The following is a 20,812-nucleotide window of genomic DNA, read 5'->3' as shown; positions in this document are numbered from 1 at the left end:
CCGGACCCGCGCGGGTCCGTGCGCCGGACACGCGGTCCCGGTGGTGCGGTTGGCGCACCATAGCCGATAAACTGTCACCTTCCCGCTACTCCGAGCAATGCGGCTCAGGGAAATTTTGCCCGGAATGGTCACAGACCGGTAACTTGCCCCCGCCTGGGGTCAAATGCCCTCCACCATCGTGGGTAAGGCCCGATCCGGAGGCCGGTGGGGACGAACGCAGCGAGGAGGCGGAATGACCGAGCTGTGGAACTGGAGAGTCGACGGGGCTCGACCCGTGGAGGTCTACCCGGCGCTGGCCGAGGCGCTTGGTCGGGTGGTGATGCCGCTGGCGGTGGCCGATCCGGCCCGTCTGCCGGCGTACGCGGTGGTGTGCGACGTCTGGGAGGCGCCGGGCGAGTTCGCGACGGTGGTGGATTGCTACGGGGTGCCCGAGGCGCTCTCCGAGCACGCCAGCATCGCCGCGCTCGCCCGACTGTTGGGCCGCAACTGCCTGGTGCGCGACGACACACTCGACGCGGGCCGGCATCTGCTCGTCGCCCCGGACGGCACGGTCCGTCCGGTGCACTTCGACGTGCGGGACACCGAAGACGGCGAGGTGCTCAGCAGGCACCGGCTCTGCACGGTCGGCGACCCGGGCTGTCGGGGCTGGTCGCAGTGCCACCGTTCGCGCTGGGCGCCGGACACCGTCGCCCCGGCGCGCGCCGCGGCCTGACCGGCGGTCGAGGCCCGGCCTGACCGGCGGTCGGAAGGCCGCCTGACCCGCGGCCTAAAGGTCGGCCTGACTGGCCGCGCCTGACCTGCGGCCAAGGCCCGGCCTGACTGGTCGTGCCGGACCCGCCACGGTCGGGTCCGGGGGTCGGTCCGCGACCCGCGATCAGTTGGTGGCGGCGGCCTGCCGGCCCGTGGTGCCCGATCCGGCGCCCCGCACCACCAGTTGGTCGAGCAGGTCGCGCGTCGCAGCGGTCACGGCGGCCACCGCGGCGTCGAACGCGGCGGCATTGTGTGCGGCGGGCGCCCGGAAACCGGAGATCTTCCGGACGTACTGCAACGCCGCCGCCTCGACGTCCGCGTCGGTCACCTGCGGGGTGAACGGCTCGCGCAGCGTCTTGATGCTCCGGCACATGTGGGTTCCTCCTCTGCGGCGCCCGGACGGCCACCCGGGGTGCCGACGGTTGTACCGACGGTGACACTGGGTCGATATTTGTCTATCCTGGTCACGGACCAGAGCCTTTCGCGCAATTATCGCCGCTCGCGCTCCCAGCGCCCGGGCCCTCGGAGACTCATTGTGGACCATGCCCCCACCCGCTCGACCCGTCCCGACCTCGACCACCTCACCCGCAGCCTGCACACGCCGCTGGAGCGGATCTCCGCCGAGCACGCCGATCTGGTCGAGGCGGTTCGCCGACGGGTCGTCGTGACCGAATCCGTGCCGTCCGGCAGCGTGCCCGTCGCCGCCTTCAACTCGTCCATCTGACCGATGGCCGGCCGGTGCGGTCCACCCGGAGCGGGCGGGTCCTGCCGGCCGATCAGCCAGTTCGTGCTGAAGGTGCACAGCCGATGCGACCTCAGCTGCGACCACTGCTACGTCTACCAGCACGCCGACCAGACCTGGCGGGGCCGGCCGGGGCGGATGCCGGAGGCCACGGTCCGGGCCGCCGCGCACCGCATCGCCGAGCACGCCCGCGAGCACGAGCTACCGGTAGTGCACGTGGTGCTGCACGGCGGCGAGCCACTGCTGCTGGGTGCCGCCGGGCTGCGCGAGGTGCTGGCCGAGCTGCGGACGACGATCACGCCGTGGACGGGCCAGCTCGACCTGCGGATGCAGACGAACGGCGTGCTGCTCGACGACGAGCTGTGCCGCCTCCTTGTCGACTACGACGTGCGGGTCGGTGTGTCGTTCGACGGTGACCGCGCCGCGAACGACAGGCACCGGGTCTTCGCCCACGGCGGCAGCAGCCACGACCACGTCCGGCGGGCACTGGCCCTGCTCCGACGCCCGGAGCACCACGCCAGCTACGCCGGCATCCTCTGCACCGTCGACGTCCGCAACGATCCCGACCTGGTGTACGAGGCGCTGCTCGCCGAAAGCCCACCCCGGGTGGACCTGCTGTTGCCGCACGCCACCTGGGACCACCCGCCGGAGCGCCCCGGTCCCGGGTCCACCCCGTACGCGGACTGGCTCGGGCGGCTGCACCGGCGGTGGGTGGACGAGGGACGGCCGATGTCCATCCGGCTGTTCGAGGCGTTACGGCCCGGCGGTGGTGGCACCGAGGCGTTCGGCCTCGCGCCGGCCGACGTGCTGGTGATCGAGACCGATGGCAGTTGGGAGCAGGTCGACTCACTCAAGACCGCCTACCACGGGGCGGCGGGCACCGGGTTCGACGTGTTCGACAATTCGGTGCACGAGGCGGCCCGCCACCCCGGGGTGGCCGTCCGACAGGAGGGCGTGGACGGGCTCTGCGCGACCTGTCGGGCCTGTCCGGTGGTCGACAGGTGCGGCGGCGGCCTGTACGCGCACCGGTGGCGCACCGGCTCCGGCTTCGACAACCCGTCGGTGTACTGCGCCGACCTGCTCGGCCTCATCCACAGCGTCGACGCGTACCCGCCGCCGCCGAGCCACCCGCCGACCACCGCACCGGTCGACGAGCTGCTCGACGACCTGGCCACCGGCCACGGCTCGGCACCGACGCTCGCGCTGCTCACCGCCACCCAGCTCTCCATCACCAGGGCCCTGTTGGTGGCCTGCCGGGACCGGACCGGTCCCACCGCGGCCTGGGAGCTGCTCGTCCAGCTCGAACAGGCGGCGCCGGAGGCGGTCCGGGCGGTCCTGGCGCACCCGTTCGTCCGGCCCTGGCTGGTGCGTCGACTCGACCCGTCGGCCCGGTCGGGCGTTCGCCCCGCCGCCGATCCGCTGCCGGCGCTCGCCGTCGCGGCGGCGCTGCGGGCGGGTCTCCCGGCCGCGGTGCAGGTGCCGGTTCGCGCCGACACGATCACGGTGCCCACGCTCGGCAGCCTGCTGCTGCCCGGCCTGGGGGAGAGCGCCGAGGTGACCGTCCTGCCTGGTGGGTTCCGGGTCCGGGGCGGGCGCACCGAGCGCACGGTGCTCCTCGATCCGGTCGAGTCGTCGGCCGACTGGCGACCGGCACGCGAGGTGCCGGTGCCCGGTGGCCGGTTGCTGATCGAGGACGGCGACCCGTACCGGGACTGCTACGGCCAGTCGGTGGCGCCCCGCCTGGCGGACCCGGTGGCGCGGGCGTTGGGGCGTACCCTGGCCGAGGCCTGGCGGGTGGTGGACCGGGACGTGCCGGCGCACGCGGCGGCGCTCGACGGCGGTCTGCGCGCCGTCGTGCCGCTGGCCCCCGACCCGGCGAGGCCTCTGCGCAGCGCGACCGCGCGACACGCGTTCGGCGCGGTCGCGGTCACCCCCGACCCGGACCCGGAGACGATGGCGGTGCTGCTCGTGCACGAGTGGCAGCACGCGAAGCTCGGCGCCGCGCTCGACCTGTGCGACCTCGTCGAGGCCGACCGGGGCACCCGGATCAGGGTGCCGTGGCGCCCCGACCCGCGGCCACCCGAGGGCGTCCTCCAAGGGGTGTACGCCCACCTGGCGGTCACCCAGGTGTGGCAGTCCCGGGCGTTCCGCGGCGGGAGCGAGGCGGCGGCGCACGCCGAGCGTTACCTGACCTGGACCCGGGATGGTGTCGACGCCCTGCTGGCCAGCCGGTCGCTCACCGCGGCGGGTGAGCGGTTCGTCGGCCAGCTGCGACACGCCCTTTTGGAGCCCCGTGTCGGGTCCCGATGAGCGCCATCTGCCCACAGTGGGCCGTTCTCGCCTCGCCGACGACCTGCGGGCGTTGGGCGTCCGCCCGGGGGCGTGCCTGGTGGTGCACTGCGGCCTGCGTCGGGTGGGCCGCTTGGAGCACGGGCCGGCGACGCTCGCCGGCGCGCTGCGCGACGTCCTGGGGCCGGCCGGCACGCTGCTGGTGCCCACGCACACCGACGGCAACTCGACCACCTCCCGGGCCCACCTGGCGGCCGTCGCCGGCATGGACCGGGCCCAGCGCGACCGGTACGAGGCGGCGCTGCCGGGCTGGGACCGCCGCAGCACACCCGCGCAGCGGATGGGCGTGCTCGCCGAGTACGTGCGGTGTGCTCCCGGCGCGGTGCGCAGTGACCATCCCCAGACCTCGTTCGCCGCGCTCGGCCCGCGGGCCCGGCAGCTCACCGACGACCACGATCTCACCTGCCACCTGGGCGAACGCTCCCCGGTCGGTGGGCTCTACGCGGCGGATGGGCAGATCCTGCTGCTCGGCCTCGGGTACGAGGCGTGCAGTGCCCTGCACCTGGCCGAGTACCGGCTGCCGGTGCCGCCGCCCGAGCGCGACTACCGCTGCTTCCGGCTGGTCGAGGGGCGCCGGGTCCGCCTCGACTTCCGCGCCCTGGACCTGGACGACCGCGACTTCCCCGAGGTGGGCGTCGCACTCGACGACACACCGTTCGTACGGCACGGCCTGGTCGGTCAGGCCACCGCCCGACTGCTGCCGGCACGTGCCACAGTGGACTTCGCCGTCGACTGGTTCGCGGCGAACCGGCTGGCGGCGCGACGTTGACGCGGGGTCTACGCTGATGGTCCGGCCGCGTGGGGAGGGCGGAGGGGCAGCGGTGAGCACAGCTGACGCAGCTTCCCAGACGCGCGCCCCGCTCTTCTTCCTCAGCCATTCCCGGGCGCCGGTCGGCCGGGCCACCGGCAAGCCCGCCGAATACCTCTCCCGGTTCTTCGAGGACCTCACCGTCCACGTCAGCGAACTGGTCGGCCCGGTGACCGGGGTCGACGCGGGCTTCCTGGACAGCACCATCGCGGGCGGCGAACGGTGGAGCCCCGAGCTTCTCGAGGCCGCCGGCACCTGCCAGGTCTTCGTGCCACTGTTGTCCAGCGCGCTGCTCAGCAGCGAGTGGTGTGGCCGCGAGTGGGACCTGTTCTCCCGCCGCCGGATCCTCCCGCGGCACGGTGCTGCCTCGGCCCACGAGACGGCGATCGTGCCGGTCACCTGGTCGCCGACGAACGGCGCGGCACTGCCCCGGGTGCTCCGCGACATCCAACGGTTCTCCCCGACCGCCATGCCGGATCCCGACATCGCGGTGCACTACCAGCGGGATGGGGTCTATGGCTTGCTGACCATGCAGTGGGAGAGCGCGTACCGCGCGGTGGTCTGGCGGCTCGCGCAACGGATCGTGGCGATCCACCGCTCGTACCTGGTGGAACCCTGGGTGCCGGCGAGTGTGGACGAACTGTGCAACAGGTTCGCCGAGGAGCCGGAATGAACCCGCCGGCGGAGCGCCCCCGACCGGCGGCCCGAGGAACGTACTTCTTCCTCAGCTACGCCCACTCGGCGCCGGCCCCGGGCGCGCGGGCCGACGCCGACGTCTGGGTCGGCCAGTTCTTCGGCGACCTCGCCGACGAGGTGCGCCGCCAGGCGCGACCGGTGGCCGGGATGCGGATCGGCTTCTTCGACCAGCACATCCCGTTGGGCGCCGACTGGAAGGCGGCGCTCGCCGAGGCGCTGGGTGACGCCGAGGTCTTCGTCCCGCTCTACTCACCCGGCTACTTCAGCCGGCCGTGGGCGTTGGGGGAGCAGGAGTCCTTCCGGGCCCGGCTGGCCGCCGCCGGGCCGGCCCGGCGCACCGCCGGCCACCTCGCCCCGGTGCTGTGGATCCCGTTTCCCCCGTGGGAGGCCCACCCGGAGCTGGACGGCGCACTGGACCTGGGCCGGGACATTCCCGAGTACGCCGAGGACGGCCTGCGCGCCTTCTGCATGCTGGCCTCCTACCGGACCCAGTACGAGCTGCTGCTGAGCCGCCTGGCCAGTCGGATCGTGCACACCGCCGAGCGGCGACCGTTGGGCCCGTCCCGGGCGCCCGGCCTCGACGAGGTGACCCGCCCGGGGCCGGCCGATCCGGACTTCGTCGTCGCCGTCCTGGCCCCGACCCGGGACCGCCTGCCGGTCGACCGAAACCCGGCCGGCTACGCGGTGAGCGGCCGGCTCTGGCGGCCGTACGGGCGTCGCCAGGAGTTGCCCGCCGCCGAGTACGCGGTGAGCACCGCCGAGCGCCTCGGGCTGTCCGCCCGCACGGAGGACTTCGCGCAGGCCGCCGGTCTGCTTGAGCGCCGACCGGCGGTGCTGCTCGTGGACCCGTGGATCGCGGCGGCACCCGACGCGTCCGCCCTGCTCACCCGCATGCTGCACGGCCTGCGGGAGTGGGTCGTGCCGCTCGTGGTCACCGACGACGACGACACCCAGGACGCGAGCCGGTGGGCGAGCGAGGTGACGCAACTGCTGCACGACGCCGGCCTGCCCCAGGTGAAGCGCGCCTGCAACATGCCGGAGTTCGTCAACCTGATGCCGGCGTTGGTCACCGAGGCCCGCCGGCAGTTCCTCAAGTACGGCCCGGTGGCCCCCTTCGACCCACCGGCGGAGCCGGTGCCGAGCCTGCGCGACGGCCTGCCGCCCGCCGGCTTCACCCCCGAGTCCGCGTCCCCGCCTGATGATCCGGCCCCATTGCGTCCCCACGGAGAAAACCGATGAACAACGATCGTGAAGGCCAGGTCGTCACCTTCTACTCGTTCAAGGGTGGGACGGGCCGGACGATGGCGCTGGCCAACGTCGCCTGGATCCTCGCGGCCAGCGGCCGCCGGGTGTTGGTCGCCGACTGGGACCTCGAGTCACCCGGCCTGCACCGCTTCTTCCACCCGTTCCTGGACGCCGATGCGATCCAGGGCACCAGCGGCGTGATCGACATGATCCGCGACTACGAGTGGGAGACCACCCGGGTCGACGACCGGCCCGATCGCTGGATGGAGCAGTACGCCCGGGTGGGGCGGCACGCCTTCTCGTTGCGCTGGAACTTCCCGGACGGCGGCGGCCTCGACTTCCTCTCCGCGGGCCGGCAGAACAGCGACTACGCCGTGTCGGTGAGCGGGCTGGACTGGGACAACTTCTACAACCGGCTGGGCGGGGCGCAGTTCTTCGAGGCGCTGCGCGCGGACATGAAGCGCCAGTACGACTTCACCCTGATCGACAGTCGGACGGGGTTGAGCGACGTCGCCGACATCTGCACCCTGCACCTCCCGGACACGCTCGTCGACTGCTTCACGCTCAGCGACCAGGGCATCGACGGGGCGGCCCGGGTCGCGCACTCGGTGCGGGACCGGTACCGCCGACGCGACATCCGGGTCCTGCCGGTGCCGATGCGGGTCGACCAGGCCGAGAAGGAGCGGGCCGAGGCGGGGCGGCTGCTGGCCATGCGCCGGTTCGCCGGGTTGCCGGCGGGCATGACCGAGGCGGAACGGCGGCGCTACTGGGCCGCGGTCGAGGTCCCGTACCGGCCGTTCTACGCGTACGAGGAGACCCTGGCGACCTTCGGCGACCCGCCCGGTTCACCGACGTCGCTGCTTGCCGCGTTCGAGACCCTGACCGGGATCCTCACCAACGGCGCGGTGACCGCGCTGCCGGTGATGGACGAGTCGGTGCGGGAACGCGGCAAGGCCCGTTTCCGGCGGCGGACCGAGGCGATCGACGACCAGATCGTGCTGCGTTACGCGCCGGAGGACGCCATCTGGGCCGAGTGGCTGGAACGGGTGCTCAGTTCGGCCGGGCTGCGGGTGGTGGAGCCGGCGGTGGCCGTCGGGTCCGCCGGCACACCCGCGCCGCGCACGCTGACGGTGGTCTCACCGGCCTACGTGGCGACGCCGTCGACCGGTCTGCCCGCCCGTGACACGAGCACCGGCTCCACCGCCCTCGCCGTGTACGTCGCCGACCTGCGCCCGCTTGCCGAGTTCCCGGCCCAGAGCTCGACCAACCTGGTGAACGTGAGCGCCGCTACCGCAGTGGAACGGGTGTTGCGTCTGGTCGGCCGGCCGGTGCCGTCGTCGGCGGACGGTCCGGCCGCCGGTGCCACCCGTTTCCCCGGCACCGAACCACTGATCTTCAATGCCCCCAACCGGAACGCCCGGTTCACCGGTCGGGAGGACGACCTGGCCCGGCTGCGCGCGCAGTTGCAGAGCGGGGGCAGCGCGGTGGTGCTGCCGGTCGCCCTGCAGGGCATGGGCGGCGTCGGTAAGACGCAGGTGGCCTTGGAGTACGTGCACCGGTTCCGGACCGCGTACGACGTGGTGTGGTGGATCGTGGCGGACCCGCCGCAGTTCGTCGACACCGCACTGGCCGACCTCGCCGGTCGCCTCGGCATCCTGGCGGGGCCCACCCTGCCCGACACGGTCCGGTCGGTGTTGCAGGTGCTGGGCCGTGGTGAGCCGTACGAGCGGTGGCTCGTCGTGCTCGACAACGCCGAGGAACTCGACCAGATCGAGCCCTTCCTGCCGCAGGGCCCCGGCCACGTGCTGCTGACCTCCCGCAATCGCGCCTGGGGGGACCGGGCGAATCCGATCCAGGTGGACGTCTTCGACCGCACCGAGAGCGTGGCGCACCTCGCCCAGCGGGTGCCCACGATCAGCGCCGAGGAGGCCGATCGGGTGGCCGAGGCGCTCGGTGACCTGCCGATCGCGGTGGCCGCGGCGGGTGCCTGGCTCGCCGACACCGGCACGCCGGTCGCCGACTACCTGCGGCAGATCGAACGGCACGGCCCCAGCGCGCTGTCCGTGGAGGCCACCTGGGATCTGTCGCTGAACCGGCTGCTCGACCAGGCGCCCGCCGCGTACCGGCTGTTGCAGCTCTGCTCGGTGCTGGCCCCGGAGATCGCCCTCGAACTCATCTACAGCGACGAGATGGCGGCGGCGCTCGTGCCGTTCGACCCGTCGGTGTCGGAGCGGCTCGTGCGCGGCGCGCTGGTCCAGCAGATCAACCGCCTGGCGCTGCTCAAGCTCGACGTGCAGGGCGGTCGGGTCCAGGTGCACCGGCTGTTGCAGGCGGTGGTCCGTGACCGGATGACCGAGGACGAGATCAACGCCGCCCGGCACCAGGTGCACCTGGTGCTGGCCGCGTCCCGGCCGCGCGGTGACGTGGACGATCCGGCGACCTGGGCGAGGCTGCGGATGCTGTGGCCGCACCTGGAGGTCTCCGAGGCGGTGAGCTGCCCGGACGAGCCGGTGTGCCAGCTGCTGATCGACCGGGTCCGTTACCTGTGGCAGCGCGGCGGCCTGGACCAGGCCGAGGTGTTCAGCCAGGAGGTGGACGACATCTGGTCGGCCCGGCTCGGTGACACCACCGACGAGGCCGAGGGGTCGGCGCTGGGCCGACAGTTGCTGCACCTGCGGTTCAACCGGGCGAACATCCTGCGCAGTCTGGGCCGTTTCGACGAGGCCCGGGACCTGGACGAGGCGGTGCTGGCCGAGCAACGCCGGTTGCTGGGCCCGCTGCACCCGCACAGTCTGATGACCGCCGGCAGCCTCGGCGGTGACCTGCGGGCGCTCGGCCGCTACGCCGAGGCGCTGGAACGGGACAGGTCCACCTACGCCTCCTGGCTCCAGGTGTTCGGCGAGGACCACCCGCGCACGTTGAGTGCGGCGAACAACCTGGCCGTCTCGTACCGGCTGGTCGGCGACTACCGGTCGGCCCGCCGGTGGGACGACGAGGTGCACCAACGGCGGCGGCTGGTGCTCGGCCCCACCCATCCCTACACTCTCGTCTCCGCCGTGCGGCTGGGCAGCGACCTGCGGGAGGCCGGCGAGTACGAGAGGTCGGCCACCCTGCTGCGCACTGTCTACGAGACCTACTGCGAGGTGCTCGGGCCGGACGACGGGCAGAGTCTCGCCGCCCAGGTCAACCTGGCGGTGTCGCTGCGCAGCGCCGGTCGGGGGAGCGAGGCCGCGCCGATGTTCGAGACGGCCTACCGGGAGCTCGACGAACGCTTCGGGTCGGACAACCCGGACACAGTGGCGTGCCGGGCCAGCCGTGCGGCGAACCTGTTGGCCGTCGGCGACGCGGCCCGGGCGCTTACCGAGATGACCGCGGTGAGCCAGGCGTACCAGGAGCAACTCCGGCTCGGCCCGGAGCACCCGCACACCTTGGCGACGTTGAGCAACATGTCCGCGGCGGAGCGTGCGCTCGGCCGCCGGTCGGAGGCCCTCGCCTCGGCGTCCCGGGCGGCCGGCGAGTTGCGCAAGGTGCTCGGCGCCGACCACCCGCACACCCTCGCCGCCGAGGTCAACCAGGCGGTGTGTCTCGCCGAGGACGGTGACTGGGAGTCGGCCCGGGACCGGCTGCGGGAGACCGCCGCCCGGCTGGTCACGGTGATCGGGGCGGACCATCCGGACACGCTGCGCTGCCTCGGTGACCTCGCCCTGCTGTCGAGGCGGGCCGGCGACGGGTCCGCTACCGAGGACGTCGGGACCGTGGCGGACCGGTTGGCCGAGGTGATCGGCCCCGAGCACCCGACAGTCCAGACGCTGCGGGAGCGGCGGTTCATCGTCCGGGTCATCGACCCGCACACGATCTGACCGGGTCGGCGCGGCGGGTGGCCCGGGTGTGCGCCCCCGGTCCACCCGGCCGGGCCGCGTCGATCACTCAGAGCTGCGGGCTGGTCGCCAGGTCCGGGGTGGCCAGCCAGGTGAGCGTCTGCGGCAGGATCTCCACCGCCCCGAAGTGTGCCGCACCGGCCTGCACCTGCACCTGGGCGCGCGAGATCCGCGAGGCGAGCCAGTGGGAGTGCTCCACCGGGGAGAAGCGGTCCTGTTCGCCGTGCCAGAGGCGGACCTCAGCGCGGATGGTGCCGAGGTCGAACCCCCAGCCCCGTCGGATCGCCAACACGTCGTCGATCCAACCCTCGGGGCCGTGTCGCACCGCCTCGGCGTACATGTCGGTGAGCAGTCGGCGGATCGCGACGTCGTCGACGACCCGGATGTCCTCGTCGGGCAGTTGGGGGCGGAGGAAGTCCAGCAGGGTCATCGGGTCCCGTCGAGCCTCCTCGGCGCGGACCTTCAGGTTGAGGGTCAACTCGGTCAGGTCCTCGTCGGCCTGGCCGTAGTCCGTCACGTTCGTCGCGGCCATTCCGGCGTACCAGTCCAGGTCGGGTGCGCCGGCCGGGGCGAGCCCCACCAGCACGGCGGCCCGGGTGACCCGGTCCGGCAGCAGCGCGGCGCAGGCCAGGGCGTGCGGCCCACCACCGGACCTGCCCACCACCGCGAACCGTTCGATGCCGAGGTCGTCGGCGATCGCCGCCACGTCGGCGGCGGCGTCGGCCACCCGCCGGCCCTCCTGGCGGTCGGAGTCGCCGTAACCAGGCCGGTCGTAGCAGACGAGGTGCACGCCGAGGCGGTAGACGACGATGCCCCGGGGCCGGGGACCACTGCGGCTGCCCGGGGTGCCGTGCAGCAGGAAGACCGCGGGTCCGTCGGGCGCACCCGAGGTCTCCACCGCGAGGCGCCGCCCGTCCGGGGTCGTGACGGTGCGCTGTGTCGCATCTTGTCGCGTCACGGTTGGCCTCCCGCGGGTCGTCATGTGCTCCCCCGTGAACGGAGCCGCGTATCGTCGGCGCCGAGTGCAAAGCCCCCGAAATCGCCCAGAACACATCCTTGTTGTGCAGCGTACTGCTCGTTCTGGATGCCCGCTATGGGCCGCCGGGTCAATGCCGGTGGGTTGGGGCCGCCGAACGGGCCGCTACCCTGGTAGCCCGAGGGGAAGGGGCACCAAGAGGGTGGCTAGGACCTACAACGTCGTGACGTACGGCTGCCAGATGAACGTCCACGATTCTGAGCGCATCTCCGGCCTGCTCGAACAGGCTGGCTACGTACGCGCGGTGCCCGCCGACGACACCCCGGACATCGTCGTGTTCAACACCTGCGCCGTCCGGGAGAACGCGGACAACCGGCTCTACGGCAACCTCGGTCGCCTGCGTCCGGTAAAGGACAAGCACCCCGGCATGCAGATCGCTGTCGGTGGCTGTCTGGCCCAGAAGGACCGCGGTGAGATCGTCCGCAAGGCCCCCTGGGTGGATGTGGTCTTCGGCACCCACAACATCGGTGCGCTGCCGGTGCTGCTGGAACGGGCCCGGCACAACGCCGCCGCCGAGGTGGAGATCCTGGAATCCCTCGACGTCTTCCCCTCCACGCTGCCCACCCGCCGCGAGTCCACCTACGCCGGCTGGGTGTCGATCTCGGTGGGCTGCAACAACACCTGCACGTTCTGCATCGTGCCCGCGCTGCGCGGCAAGGAGAAGGACCGTCGCCCCGGCGACATCCTCTCCGAGGTGCGCGCCCTGGTCGACGAGGGCGTGCTGGAGGTGACCCTGCTCGGGCAGAACGTCAACTCCTACGGCGTGGCGTTCGGCGACGCTGGCGAGCCGAACTGGAAGCGCAGTGGCGGCCGGTCCGCTTTTGCGGAGCTGTTGCGGGCCTGCGGCGACATCGACGGGCTGGAGCGGGTCCGGTTCACCAGCCCGCACCCGAAGGACTTCACCGACGACGTGATCGCCGCGATGGCCGAGACGCCGAACGTCTGCCACTCGCTGCACATGCCGTTGCAGTCCGGCTCCGACGACGTGCTCAAGGCGATGCGCCGGTCCTACCGCTCCGAGCGTTACCTGGGGATCATCGAGAAGGTCCGGGCGGCGATGCCGGACGCGGCGATCACCACCGACATCATCGTCGGCTTCCCGGGTGAGACCGAGGCCGACTTCCAGCGCACCCTGGACGTGGTCCGCGAGGCCCGGTTCTCCTCGGCCTTCACCTTCCAGTACTCCAAGCGCCCCGGCACCCCCGCCGCGACAATGGACGACCAACTGCCCAAGCAGGTCGTGCAGGAGCGCTACGAGCGGCTGGTCGCCTGCGTCGAGGAGATCACCTGGGCGGAGAACAAGCGGCTCGTCGGGGAGACGGTCGAGGTGCTTGTCGCGGTCGGCGAGGGCCGCAAGGACGAGCGGACCGGGCGGATGTCCGGTCGGGCCCGCGACGGCCGGCTTGTGCACTTCGCGACCGGGGCACCCGGTGGGGAGTCGCTGGCCGGGCAGATCCGGCCGGGCGACATCGTGCACACCACCATCACGTACGCCGCGCCGCACCACCTCAACGCCGACGGGGCGCCGGTGTCGCACCGCCGGACCCGGGCCGGCGACGCGGCCGAGGCGGGCCGCTCCCCGCGTACCCCTGGGGTGTTGCTCGGTCTGCCGACGATCGGCGCGCCACCTGTCGCGCCCGCACCCACAGCTGGTTGCGCCACCCACTGACCGCACGGAAGGGCCCCTCGGCGAGGGGCCCTTCCCCGGTCAGACGGTGATCCGGCCGGCGCCTGCGCCCGCCGTCACGATGGACTTCACGTTGCTCGCGGTGTCCAGCTGGTACGAGTACGGGATGCTGGCCACGCTGCCGCCGGTCTGCCCGGCGGGCGAGTTGACGAAGTGGTTGTTGCGGGCCACCAGTCGGCCCGGCCCGGAGTCGGCCTCGCCGAGGTGGTACGTGTCGGGGACGTTCTCGAAGTAGTTGCCCTCGACGAGCACGCCGGCGTTCTCCGTGGAGGCCACGCCGTAGCCGGTGTTGGCCCGGTAGTAGTTGTTGTAGACGTGCACCGGGTTGCCGAAGCGGACCCGGGGGTTGCGCTGCTTGCTGCCGTCGAACCAGTTGTGGTGGTACGTCACCCGCAGGTGGCCGGTGTCCTGGGCGCCGTTGTCGTCGCTGTGGCCGAGCAGCATGGTCTTGTCGTGGTTGAAGACCCGGTTCCAGGAGACCGTGACGAAGTCCGAACCGCGCTTGATGTCGACAGCGCCGTCGTACCCGTTGCTGAAGGTGTTGTGGTCGATCCAGATGTTGGTGGCCGACTCCTGCACGTTTATCGCGTCGTCGTTCCAGTCCCGGAAGGTCAGGTTCCGGATGATGACGTTGCGGTCACCGCTGACGTTGAGTCCGCAGCCGGCGATGGTGGCGCCGGAGTTGCCGAGGATGGTCTTGTTGGACCGGACCCGCAGCATGCCTGAGCAGGAGATCGTGCCGGACACCCGGATCACCGCGGCACCTGTCGCGTTCAGCGCGCTGGTGAGCGCCGAGGCGTTGCTGACGGTGGTGGTCGGTGCGCCGCCGCCGCCTGTGGTGCCGCCGTTCTGGGTGGCCCAGCCGACGAGACCGGTAGGTGGCGGGACGCTCGGTGGCGGATCGCTGGGGATCGGCGGGGTGGTCGGGGTGCCCGGGTTCGTCGGGCTGGCCGGGGTGGTCGGCGTGGTGCCGCCGGTGCAGGCGACATTGTTCAGGGTGAAGCTTGTCGGGTCGGGGTTGCTGGAGTTGTTCCAGCTCGCGTTGAAGCCGAACGACGCGCTGCCGTTCGTCGCCAGGTTGCCGTTGTAGTCGACGTTGGCGGCGGAGACCTGGCTCCCGCTCTGCGAGACGGTGGCGCCCCATGCCTGGCTGACCTGCTGGCCGGCCCCGTACGACCAGCGCAGGGTCCATCCGGAGACCGGGTCGCCGAGGTTGGTGACAGTGACGTTGCCGGTGAACCCGCCCGGCCACTGGCTGGCGACCGCGTAGGCGACCCGGCAGCCGGCGGCGGCCTGCGCGGACACGGAGGTCAGCAGCCCGGCGGTGACGAGGCTGGCGGTGGCTGCGGCGGTGGTGGCGATCAGCGTCATTCGACGCCGTCCTGTGCGCATGCTGCTTCCTTTCGGTGAGGCGGACGGACCGTCGCGACGCCCATGCCCGTGGGCGGCGAATCGTGCCGGGACCAGTGGTCCGCGGGCCCGCCAGTGCGATTACGTGAAGGAATGCGGCTCCCGCGCTCGTGCCCACCCGCGCGGAGGCAAGCGCTTTCCCGATAAAAGCATAGAAGCATCTGGATGTAAATGGCTGGGACGGCCGATGCGCACGGCACCGGCCGTCCCAGTGGATCAGCAGCTGGTGCCGTTGAGCTTTACCGCACCCGGGGCGCTGGCGGTGCCGTTGGCGGTGAAACCCACGGTGACCGACGCACCCGCCGCCAGGGACGGCGCGTGGCTCGGCCCGGCGGCGGTGACCGTCGTGCCGGACTGGGAGACGGTGGCGTTCCAGCCACTGCCCAACGTCACCCCGGACGGCCAGGTCCAGGTGACCGACCACGGATTCACCGCCGCGGAACCGGTGTTCTTCACTGTCAACTCACCCTGGAAGCCGCCCTGCCAGGCGTTCACCTGCCGGTAGGTGGCAGTGCAGGCACCCGGCGGCGGGGTCGTGGGCCCACCGGTCGGGCCGCCGGTCGGTCCGCCACCCGACGGTGCGATCAGGTACGGCTGGAGGATCGCCTGCTTGGTGGTGTTGACGTTCGTCCAGTCGTCGAGCGCGATACCGCCGGTGTCACCCGAGTTGGGGTTCCACGACCAGTAGGTGAAGGACATCCCGGTCACCCCGGTGCCGGTGTACGCCATCAACTTCTCCAGCCACACCTTGTCCTTCGGGTCGGCCAGGGTGCTGCCGAACTCGCCCATCATGATCGGCGCGATGTTCTGCTTGTAGAGGTAACCGAAGTACTTGTCCCAGATGGCCGGCATGTTCGCCGGGTAGTCCGGCGCGTCGAACCAGGTCTGCCGGTACACCGAGGTGGCGTACTCGTGCGGCGAGTAGACAAGCCGGTTGGCCACGTTCAGCCGCACCGGGAACTGGCCCGCCTTCGACAGGTTGCCGCCCCACCAACCGCAGTCCTCGTCGTTGCTCGGGTCGTTGTCCCAGACGTTGGAGAGGCCACCACTCGGGCAGCTCACCCCCTCGACGAAGATCAACCAGTTGGGCTGGACACCGAGGATGGCGTTGCCGGCCCGCTCGGCGGCGAGCCGCCAGTCCCGGGTGGTGTCACCGCAGCCCCAGCAGGCGCCGGTGGCCGCCGGGTTGGTGCCCTCGGCGTGCGGCTCGTTGTGCAGGTCCGCGCCGATCACCGTGGGATTGCCCGCGTACCGCTGGGCGAGCATCTTCCAGTCGTTGATCCAGGTCGCCTCGGAGACCGTCGACGTGTACCACAGCGGCGACTGCCCGGCCGACGTCGGCCGGTGCCGGTCGAGGATGATCCGCATCCCCTTGCTGCCGGCGTAGTCGATCACCTTGTCCAGGATCTGCAACGGCGAGAGCCCGATCAGGTCCGGGTTGACGAAGTCGTTGATCCCGGTGGCGGTCGCGCCCGGCTTCAGCGCGTCGTTCGAGTACGGCACCCGCAGCGTGTTGTAACCCAGCCGGGCCATCGTGTCGAGCTGCCCCCGCCACGGATTGCTCGACCACAACCCGTGGAAGGTCTTGTTGTCGGTCTCCATGCCGAACCAGTTGATGCCGGTCAATCGCACCGTGGCGCCGGTGCTGTCCACGATCTGACTGCCGTTCGTGTGCAGGTAACCGGTGCCGGTGCCCGCCGCGGAGGCCGGGGTGGTGCTGACGGCGGCGGCGATGAACACGCCAGCCGCGACGGTGGCGAGCGCGGTCAGCGCGCCGCCGAGAGCTTTGGGACGGAACATTCGAGCTCCACTTCGGATGCCCGCCGCCGGCGGCGCGGGCTGAAGACCAGGGGAGGCCCGTCCGCCGCGCACGCTCCCTCAGGAGTACGCGCACAGCGCGGAACGGCCCATGTCATGCGGACGTGGTCACTCGCGTAACGCACACCGACGATCCCCGACGACGTCGTACCGCCGTCAGCGCCCTCCCGCCGGTGCCCGACCTGCTCCGTCGCTCATTCTGATCAGCCACCCTCGATGCGTCAACCAGCCGTCCGGCCGCCCCCACTCGCCCTCACGTCCGCCCCGCCCCCGCCCCCGCCCCGCCCCGCCCCCGCCCCGCCCCCGCGCCGCCGTCGCGCCCGCAAGATCACGCTCGATCCTGGATGTAGTGGCCTCGAAACGCGCGGATACCACTGCATCCAGGATCGAGCGTGACCATCGGCGGCGGCAGCGGCGTCCGAAGCCCGCCTTGGACGTGCGGGAGCCCCCGGTCCCTCGAGGGGACCGGGGGCTCCGGAAGACGTCAGCTCAGCCGGCCTGCTCGGCGAGCTGGAGGAACTGCCGCTTGGCGGCCAGAGCCTGCTCGGCGTCCTTGATCCGGCGCGCGTCGCCGGCGCTCTGGGCCCGGGCCAGCCGCTCCTCGGCCTCCGCCACCTGTGCCCGCATCTGGGCGAGCAGCGGGTTGTCCTCCTTGGTGGTGCGGCGCCACGCCGAGTCCATCACGTCGCGGACCTTGTCGTCGATGACGCGCAGCCGGCGCTCCAGCCCGGCAGCTGCCTCGCGGGGCACCCGGCCGGCCTCGTGCCACTGTGCCTGGATCTCCCGCAGCTTGGCCTGGGCGCCCTTCGGGTCGGCGTCGATGTCCAACGCCTCCGCCTCGGCGAGCAGGGCCTGCTTGCGTTCCAGGTTGCCGCGCTGCTCGTTGTCCCGTGCGGAGAAGACCTCGCTGCGCCGGCTGAAGAAGGCGTCCTGCGCACCCCGGAACCGTTCCCAGAGCTTCTGCTCGGCCTCCTTGGAGGCGCGCGGCGCGGCCTTCCACTGGGTCATCAGGTCCTTGAGCTGGTTGGCGGTAGCGGCCCAGTCGGTGGATTCCTGGAGCTTCTCCGCCTCGGCGACAAGCTCCTCCTTGACCGTCTGTGCCTGCTTGCGCTGCGAGTCCAGGGAGGCGAAGTGGGCGCCCCGGCGTCGGGTGAAGCCGTCCCGGGCAGCCGCGAAGCGCTTCCACAGCTCACCGTCGGCCTTCTTGTCGACCCCACGGATGGTCTTCCACTCGTCGAGGATCTCCTTGAGCCGGTCTCCGGCGGTCTTCCACCCGGTGGATTCGGCGGCGAGCTTCTCGGCCTCTTCGACGAGCGCGGTCTTGCGGGCCAGGGCCTCGCCGCGAGCGGCATCCCGGGCGGCCCGCGCTTCGCCGGCCTTCTCCTCGGCGAGGGTGGCCAGCTTGTCCAGGCGAGCGGCCAGTGCGTCGATGTCGCCGACCACGTTGGCCTCGGGCAGCGTGGCACGGATCCGCCGGATCGTGCTCAGCGAGTGCCCGGCGTCGGCCGCACCCGACTTGAGACGCGCTTCGGTCAGGTCCACCTCGGTCACCAGGTCGGCGAAGCGGCGCGCGAAGTGTGCCAGGCCCTCCTCCGGTGCTCCCGCCTGCCAGGATCCGACAACCCGCTCGCCCTCGGTGGTCTTGACGTAGACGGTGCCGTCCGCATCCACCCGTCCGAAGGCAGTCCAGTCGCTCATGTGCCCATCCTCGTTCTCCCGGCGTCGAGGGATCGATCCCCCGTCGCCGCCACGGCGCAGCCAAGTTACTTCCGGCATTGTCACAGGTCCGACCCGGTCCGCGTCGAGCGCCTATCGCCGACCGTGACCATACGGTGTCCTAGGGGCCGAATGACCGGATCGGCGCGGAGACGCACCGACGATTCCCGCTACGGTAAATGGGTGCCACTGGTTGCCGCTGCCGTCTGCCCACATCCGCCCCTGCTCGTGCCCGAGGTGGCCGGCTCGGCGGCCCCGGAGTTGGACGACCTGCGGGCGGCCTGCGACGTGGCCGTACGCCGGTTGCTGGCCGCCGAGGCGGACACCGTGGTGCTGCTCGGCACCGGCCCGGCCACCGGCCTGATCCGCACCCCGGCGACCGGTTCCCTCCAGCCGTGGGGCGTCGACCTGGACGTGCCGTTGGTCCCCGGGCAGCCGGACCGGGGCGCGGTGCTGCCGTTGAGTCTGACGATCGGCGCGTGGCTGCTGGCCCGGCACGACGCGGGAGAGTCGGTGAGCGCCGTGCAGGTCGCCGCCGACGCCGGCCCGGCCGAGCTGGCCGCGCTCGCGGACGAGGTCGCCGCCGCGGCCGACCGGGTGGCGTTGCTGGTGCTCGGAGACGGGTCGGCCTGCCGGGGCGAGAAGGCCCCCGGGTATGACGACCCGCGCGCCCTCCCGTACGACAAGCGGGTCGCCACGGCGCTGGCCGAGGCGGACCTGGACGTTCTGCTCGACCTCGACCCGGTGCTGTCGGCGGAGCTGAAGGCCGCCGGTCGCGCGCCCTGGCAGGTGCTCGCCATGGCGGCCGGCTCGGCCGGCCACGGGTGGCGCGGCGAGCTGCTGCACGACGCGGCCCCCTACGGTGTCGCCTACTTCGTGGCCTGCTGGGAGCGGGTGTGACAGGCGACGCGGGGGGCCCGGTCGTCGCGGTGGTGGGCCCGACCGCGGCGGGCAAGTCGGCGCTGAGCATCGCGTTGGCGCACGCGCTCAACGGTGAGGTGGTCAACGCCGACTCGATGCAGCTCTATCGGGGCATGGACATCGGCACCGCCAAGCTGACCCCCGCCGAGCGCGACGGCGTGCCGCACCACCTGTTGGACATCTGGGAGGTGACCGAGCCGGCGAGCGTCGCGGAGTACCAGCGGCTGGCCCGCGCGGCGGTGGACGACATCCGGTCCCGGGGGCGGGTGCCGCTGCTGGTGGGCGGCTCGGGGTTGTACGTGCGGGCGGTGCTGGAGCGCTTCGAGTTTCCCGGCACCGACGCGGTGCTGCGGGAACGGCTGGAACGGGAGTTGGCCGAGGTCGGCCCTGCTCCGCTGTACGCGCGGCTGCGCGCCGCCGACCCGGCCGCCGCCGAGGGCATCCTGCCCGGCAACGGTCGGCGGATCGTCCGGGCGCTGGAGGTGATCGAGCTCACCGGTGCGCCGTTCACCGCGTCGCTGCCACAGCCCACGCCGTACTACCCGTCGGTGCAGCTCGGCGTCGACCTGGACACCGGGCTGCTCGACGAGCGGATCGCGCTGCGGGTCGACCGGATGTGGGCCGACGGCCTGGTGCCGGAGACCCGTGAGCTGGTCGGGCAGGGGTTGCCCGAGGGGCGGACGGCGAGCCGGGCACTCGGCTACCAGCAGGTGCTGCGCATGCTGGCCGGTGAGCTGACCGAGTCGCAGGCGCACGACGAGACGATCCGGGCCACCCGGCGCTTCGTCCGCCGGCAGCGGTCCTGGTTCCGGCGCGACCCGCGGATCCACTGGCTGGACTCGGCCGCACCGGACCTGATCGGGGCCGCCCTGCGCCTGGTGCCTGCCGCTGCGCGATGATGGGGACGTGGAGTTCACCAAGGGCCACGGCACCGGCAACGACTTCGTCCTCCTGCCCGACCCGGACGGTCAGCTCGACCTGACCCCGGAGCTGGTCGCGGCGCTCTGCGACCGGCGGCGGGGCATCGGCGCGGACGGCGTACTGCGGGTGGTCCGGGCGGCCAAGCATCCGTACGGGGCCGGGTTGGCCGGCGAGGCCGAGTGGTTCATGGACTACTGGAACGCCGACGGGTCGTTCGCCGAGATGTGCGGCAACGGCGCCCGGGTCTTCGTGCGCTACCTGCTCGACACCGGGTTGGCGACGCCGGCCGGCGCGGCGCTGCCGGTGGCCACCCGGGCCGGCGTCGTGCGTGCGCTCGTCGAGGGCGACGCGGTCTCCGTCGAGATGCGCCGCCCCCGGGTGTACGACAGTTCGACAGCCACTCTGGGCGGGCTGACCCTGTCCGGCGCCGCCGTGGACATCGGCAACCCGCATCTGGTCTGCGTGCTGCCGGCCGGCGTGGAGCTGTCCGCGCTGGACCTGACCGTCGCGCCCGGGTTCGACCCGGCGGTCTTCCCGCACGGGGTGAACGTGGAGTTCATCGTGGCGGGCGACCGGGTCGACGGCACCGACGCGCACAGCCTGATGCGGGTGTACGAGCGCGGCAGCGCCGAGACCCTGTCCTGCGGCACGGGTGCCTGCGCGGTGGGCGCGGTGGCCCTGCGCGACGCCGGCCGGGACACCGGGGTGGTAGCCGTGGACGTCCCCGGCGGCCGCCTGACGGTCACGGTGACCGAGACCTCCTGCTGGCTCTCCGGCCCCGCCGTCCTGGTAGCCACCGGCGAGGTCAACCTCCCCTCCTGACCCCCGCCCGTGC

16 protein-coding genes are annotated in these 20,812 nt (G+C 72.3%); 11 read left to right on the top strand and 5 right to left on the bottom strand.

Going from position 1 to position 20,812, the window contains the following annotated elements:
- The first annotated feature begins 232 nt into the window (after positions 1–232).
- A complete protein-coding gene (locus AB0B86_RS20080; RefSeq protein ID WP_357412980.1) occupies positions 233–712 on the top strand; it encodes a hypothetical protein in 480 nt (159 codons plus the stop codon).
- 162 nt (positions 713–874) lie between these two features.
- Here the strand turns inward: AB0B86_RS20080 and AB0B86_RS20075 are convergent, their stop codons facing one another.
- Positions 875–1,123 (bottom strand): DUF2277 family protein, encoded by a 249-nt coding sequence (locus AB0B86_RS20075; protein ID WP_357419173.1) that lies wholly within the window; start codon positions 1,121–1,123, stop codon positions 875–877.
- Positions 1,124–1,285: 162 nt separating this feature from the next.
- On the opposite strand from AB0B86_RS20075, the gene AB0B86_RS20070 reads away from it, so the two are divergent.
- The 6 genes from AB0B86_RS20070 (at position 1,286) to fxsT (ending at position 10,450) form a co-directional block, all read left to right on the top strand.
- Positions 1,286–1,474, top strand: a complete 189-nt coding sequence (locus tag AB0B86_RS20070) for a hypothetical protein (RefSeq protein WP_357412985.1) — start codon at positions 1,286–1,288, stop codon at positions 1,472–1,474.
- 63 nt (positions 1,475–1,537) lie between these two features.
- Complete coding sequence (locus AB0B86_RS20065; RefSeq protein ID WP_357412987.1) at positions 1,538–3,802, top strand: FxsB family cyclophane-forming radical SAM/SPASM peptide maturase; 2,265 nt, start codon at positions 1,538–1,540, stop codon at positions 3,800–3,802.
- Positions 3,786–4,610 (top strand): AAC(3) family N-acetyltransferase, encoded by an 825-nt coding sequence (locus AB0B86_RS20060; protein WP_357419169.1) that lies wholly within the window; start codon positions 3,786–3,788, stop codon positions 4,608–4,610. Before AB0B86_RS20065 ends, AB0B86_RS20060 begins: the two co-directional genes overlap by 17 nt.
- A gap of 52 nt (positions 4,611–4,662) precedes the next feature.
- Positions 4,663–5,322: a TIR-like protein FxsC gene (locus AB0B86_RS20055; RefSeq protein ID WP_357419166.1), complete on the top strand. Its 660-nt coding sequence runs from the start codon at positions 4,663–4,665 to the stop codon at positions 5,320–5,322.
- Complete coding sequence (locus AB0B86_RS20050; protein WP_357419162.1) at positions 5,319–6,584, top strand: TIR-like protein FxsC; 1,266 nt, start codon at positions 5,319–5,321, stop codon at positions 6,582–6,584. Before AB0B86_RS20055 ends, AB0B86_RS20050 begins: the two co-directional genes overlap by 4 nt.
- Positions 6,581–10,450 (top strand): FxSxx-COOH system tetratricopeptide repeat protein, encoded by a 3,870-nt coding sequence (gene fxsT, locus AB0B86_RS20045; RefSeq protein ID WP_357419159.1) that lies wholly within the window; start codon positions 6,581–6,583, stop codon positions 10,448–10,450. The genes AB0B86_RS20050 and fxsT overlap by 4 nt, the downstream gene beginning before the upstream one ends.
- 67 nt (positions 10,451–10,517) lie before the next feature.
- Here fxsT and AB0B86_RS20040 read toward each other — a convergent pair whose 3' ends face one another.
- A complete protein-coding gene (locus AB0B86_RS20040) occupies positions 10,518–11,426 on the bottom strand; it encodes an alpha/beta hydrolase (protein WP_357412997.1) in 909 nt (302 codons plus the stop codon).
- A gap of 220 nt (positions 11,427–11,646) precedes the next feature.
- Between AB0B86_RS20040 and miaB the strand changes: the two genes are divergently transcribed.
- Entirely contained in the window at positions 11,647–13,173 is a 1,527-nt protein-coding gene (gene miaB, locus AB0B86_RS20035; protein WP_357412999.1) for a tRNA (N6-isopentenyl adenosine(37)-C2)-methylthiotransferase MiaB, read from the top strand.
- A 39-nt stretch (positions 13,174–13,212) separates the two neighbouring features.
- Here the strand turns inward: miaB and AB0B86_RS20030 are convergent, their stop codons facing one another.
- The 3 genes from AB0B86_RS20030 to AB0B86_RS20020 form a co-directional block, all read right to left on the bottom strand.
- Positions 13,213–14,583: a cellulose binding domain-containing protein gene (locus tag AB0B86_RS20030; protein WP_357413001.1), complete on the bottom strand. Its 1,371-nt coding sequence runs from the start codon at positions 14,581–14,583 to the stop codon at positions 13,213–13,215.
- Positions 14,584–14,817: 234 nt separating this feature from the next.
- Positions 14,818–16,401, bottom strand: coding sequence for a cellulase family glycosylhydrolase (locus AB0B86_RS20025; RefSeq protein WP_357413003.1), 1,584 nt, complete (start codon positions 16,399–16,401; stop codon positions 14,818–14,820).
- Positions 16,402–16,908: 507 nt separating this feature from the next.
- Positions 16,909–18,117, bottom strand: coding sequence for a DUF349 domain-containing protein (locus tag AB0B86_RS20020; protein ID WP_357413005.1), 1,209 nt, complete (start codon positions 18,115–18,117; stop codon positions 16,909–16,911).
- A 150-nt stretch (positions 18,118–18,267) separates the two neighbouring features.
- On the opposite strand from AB0B86_RS20020, the gene AB0B86_RS20015 reads away from it, so the two are divergent.
- Genes AB0B86_RS20015 through dapF form a run of 3 tightly spaced genes read left to right on the top strand, consistent with a single transcriptional unit; the run spans position 18,268 to position 20,799 of the window.
- Positions 18,268–19,035, top strand: a complete 768-nt coding sequence (locus AB0B86_RS20015; protein ID WP_357419150.1) for a hypothetical protein — start codon at positions 18,268–18,270, stop codon at positions 19,033–19,035.
- Complete coding sequence (gene miaA / locus AB0B86_RS20010) at positions 19,032–19,955, top strand: tRNA (adenosine(37)-N6)-dimethylallyltransferase MiaA (protein ID WP_357413010.1); 924 nt, start codon at positions 19,032–19,034, stop codon at positions 19,953–19,955. The genes AB0B86_RS20015 and miaA overlap by 4 nt, the downstream gene beginning before the upstream one ends.
- 7 nt (positions 19,956–19,962) lie before the next feature.
- On the top strand, positions 19,963–20,799 hold the full coding sequence (gene dapF / locus AB0B86_RS20005) for a diaminopimelate epimerase (RefSeq protein WP_357419146.1): 837 nt from the start codon (positions 19,963–19,965) through the stop codon (positions 20,797–20,799).
- Positions 20,800–20,812 lie beyond the last annotated feature (13 nt).

Origin of the sequence: Micromonospora sp. NPDC049047, from assembly GCF_040649135.1 — a bacterium.
GTDB lineage: Bacteria > Actinomycetota > Actinomycetes > Mycobacteriales > Micromonosporaceae > Micromonospora.
Note: the sequence above shows the minus strand (reverse complement) of the source record. Positions and strands in the feature narration are given on the sequence as shown.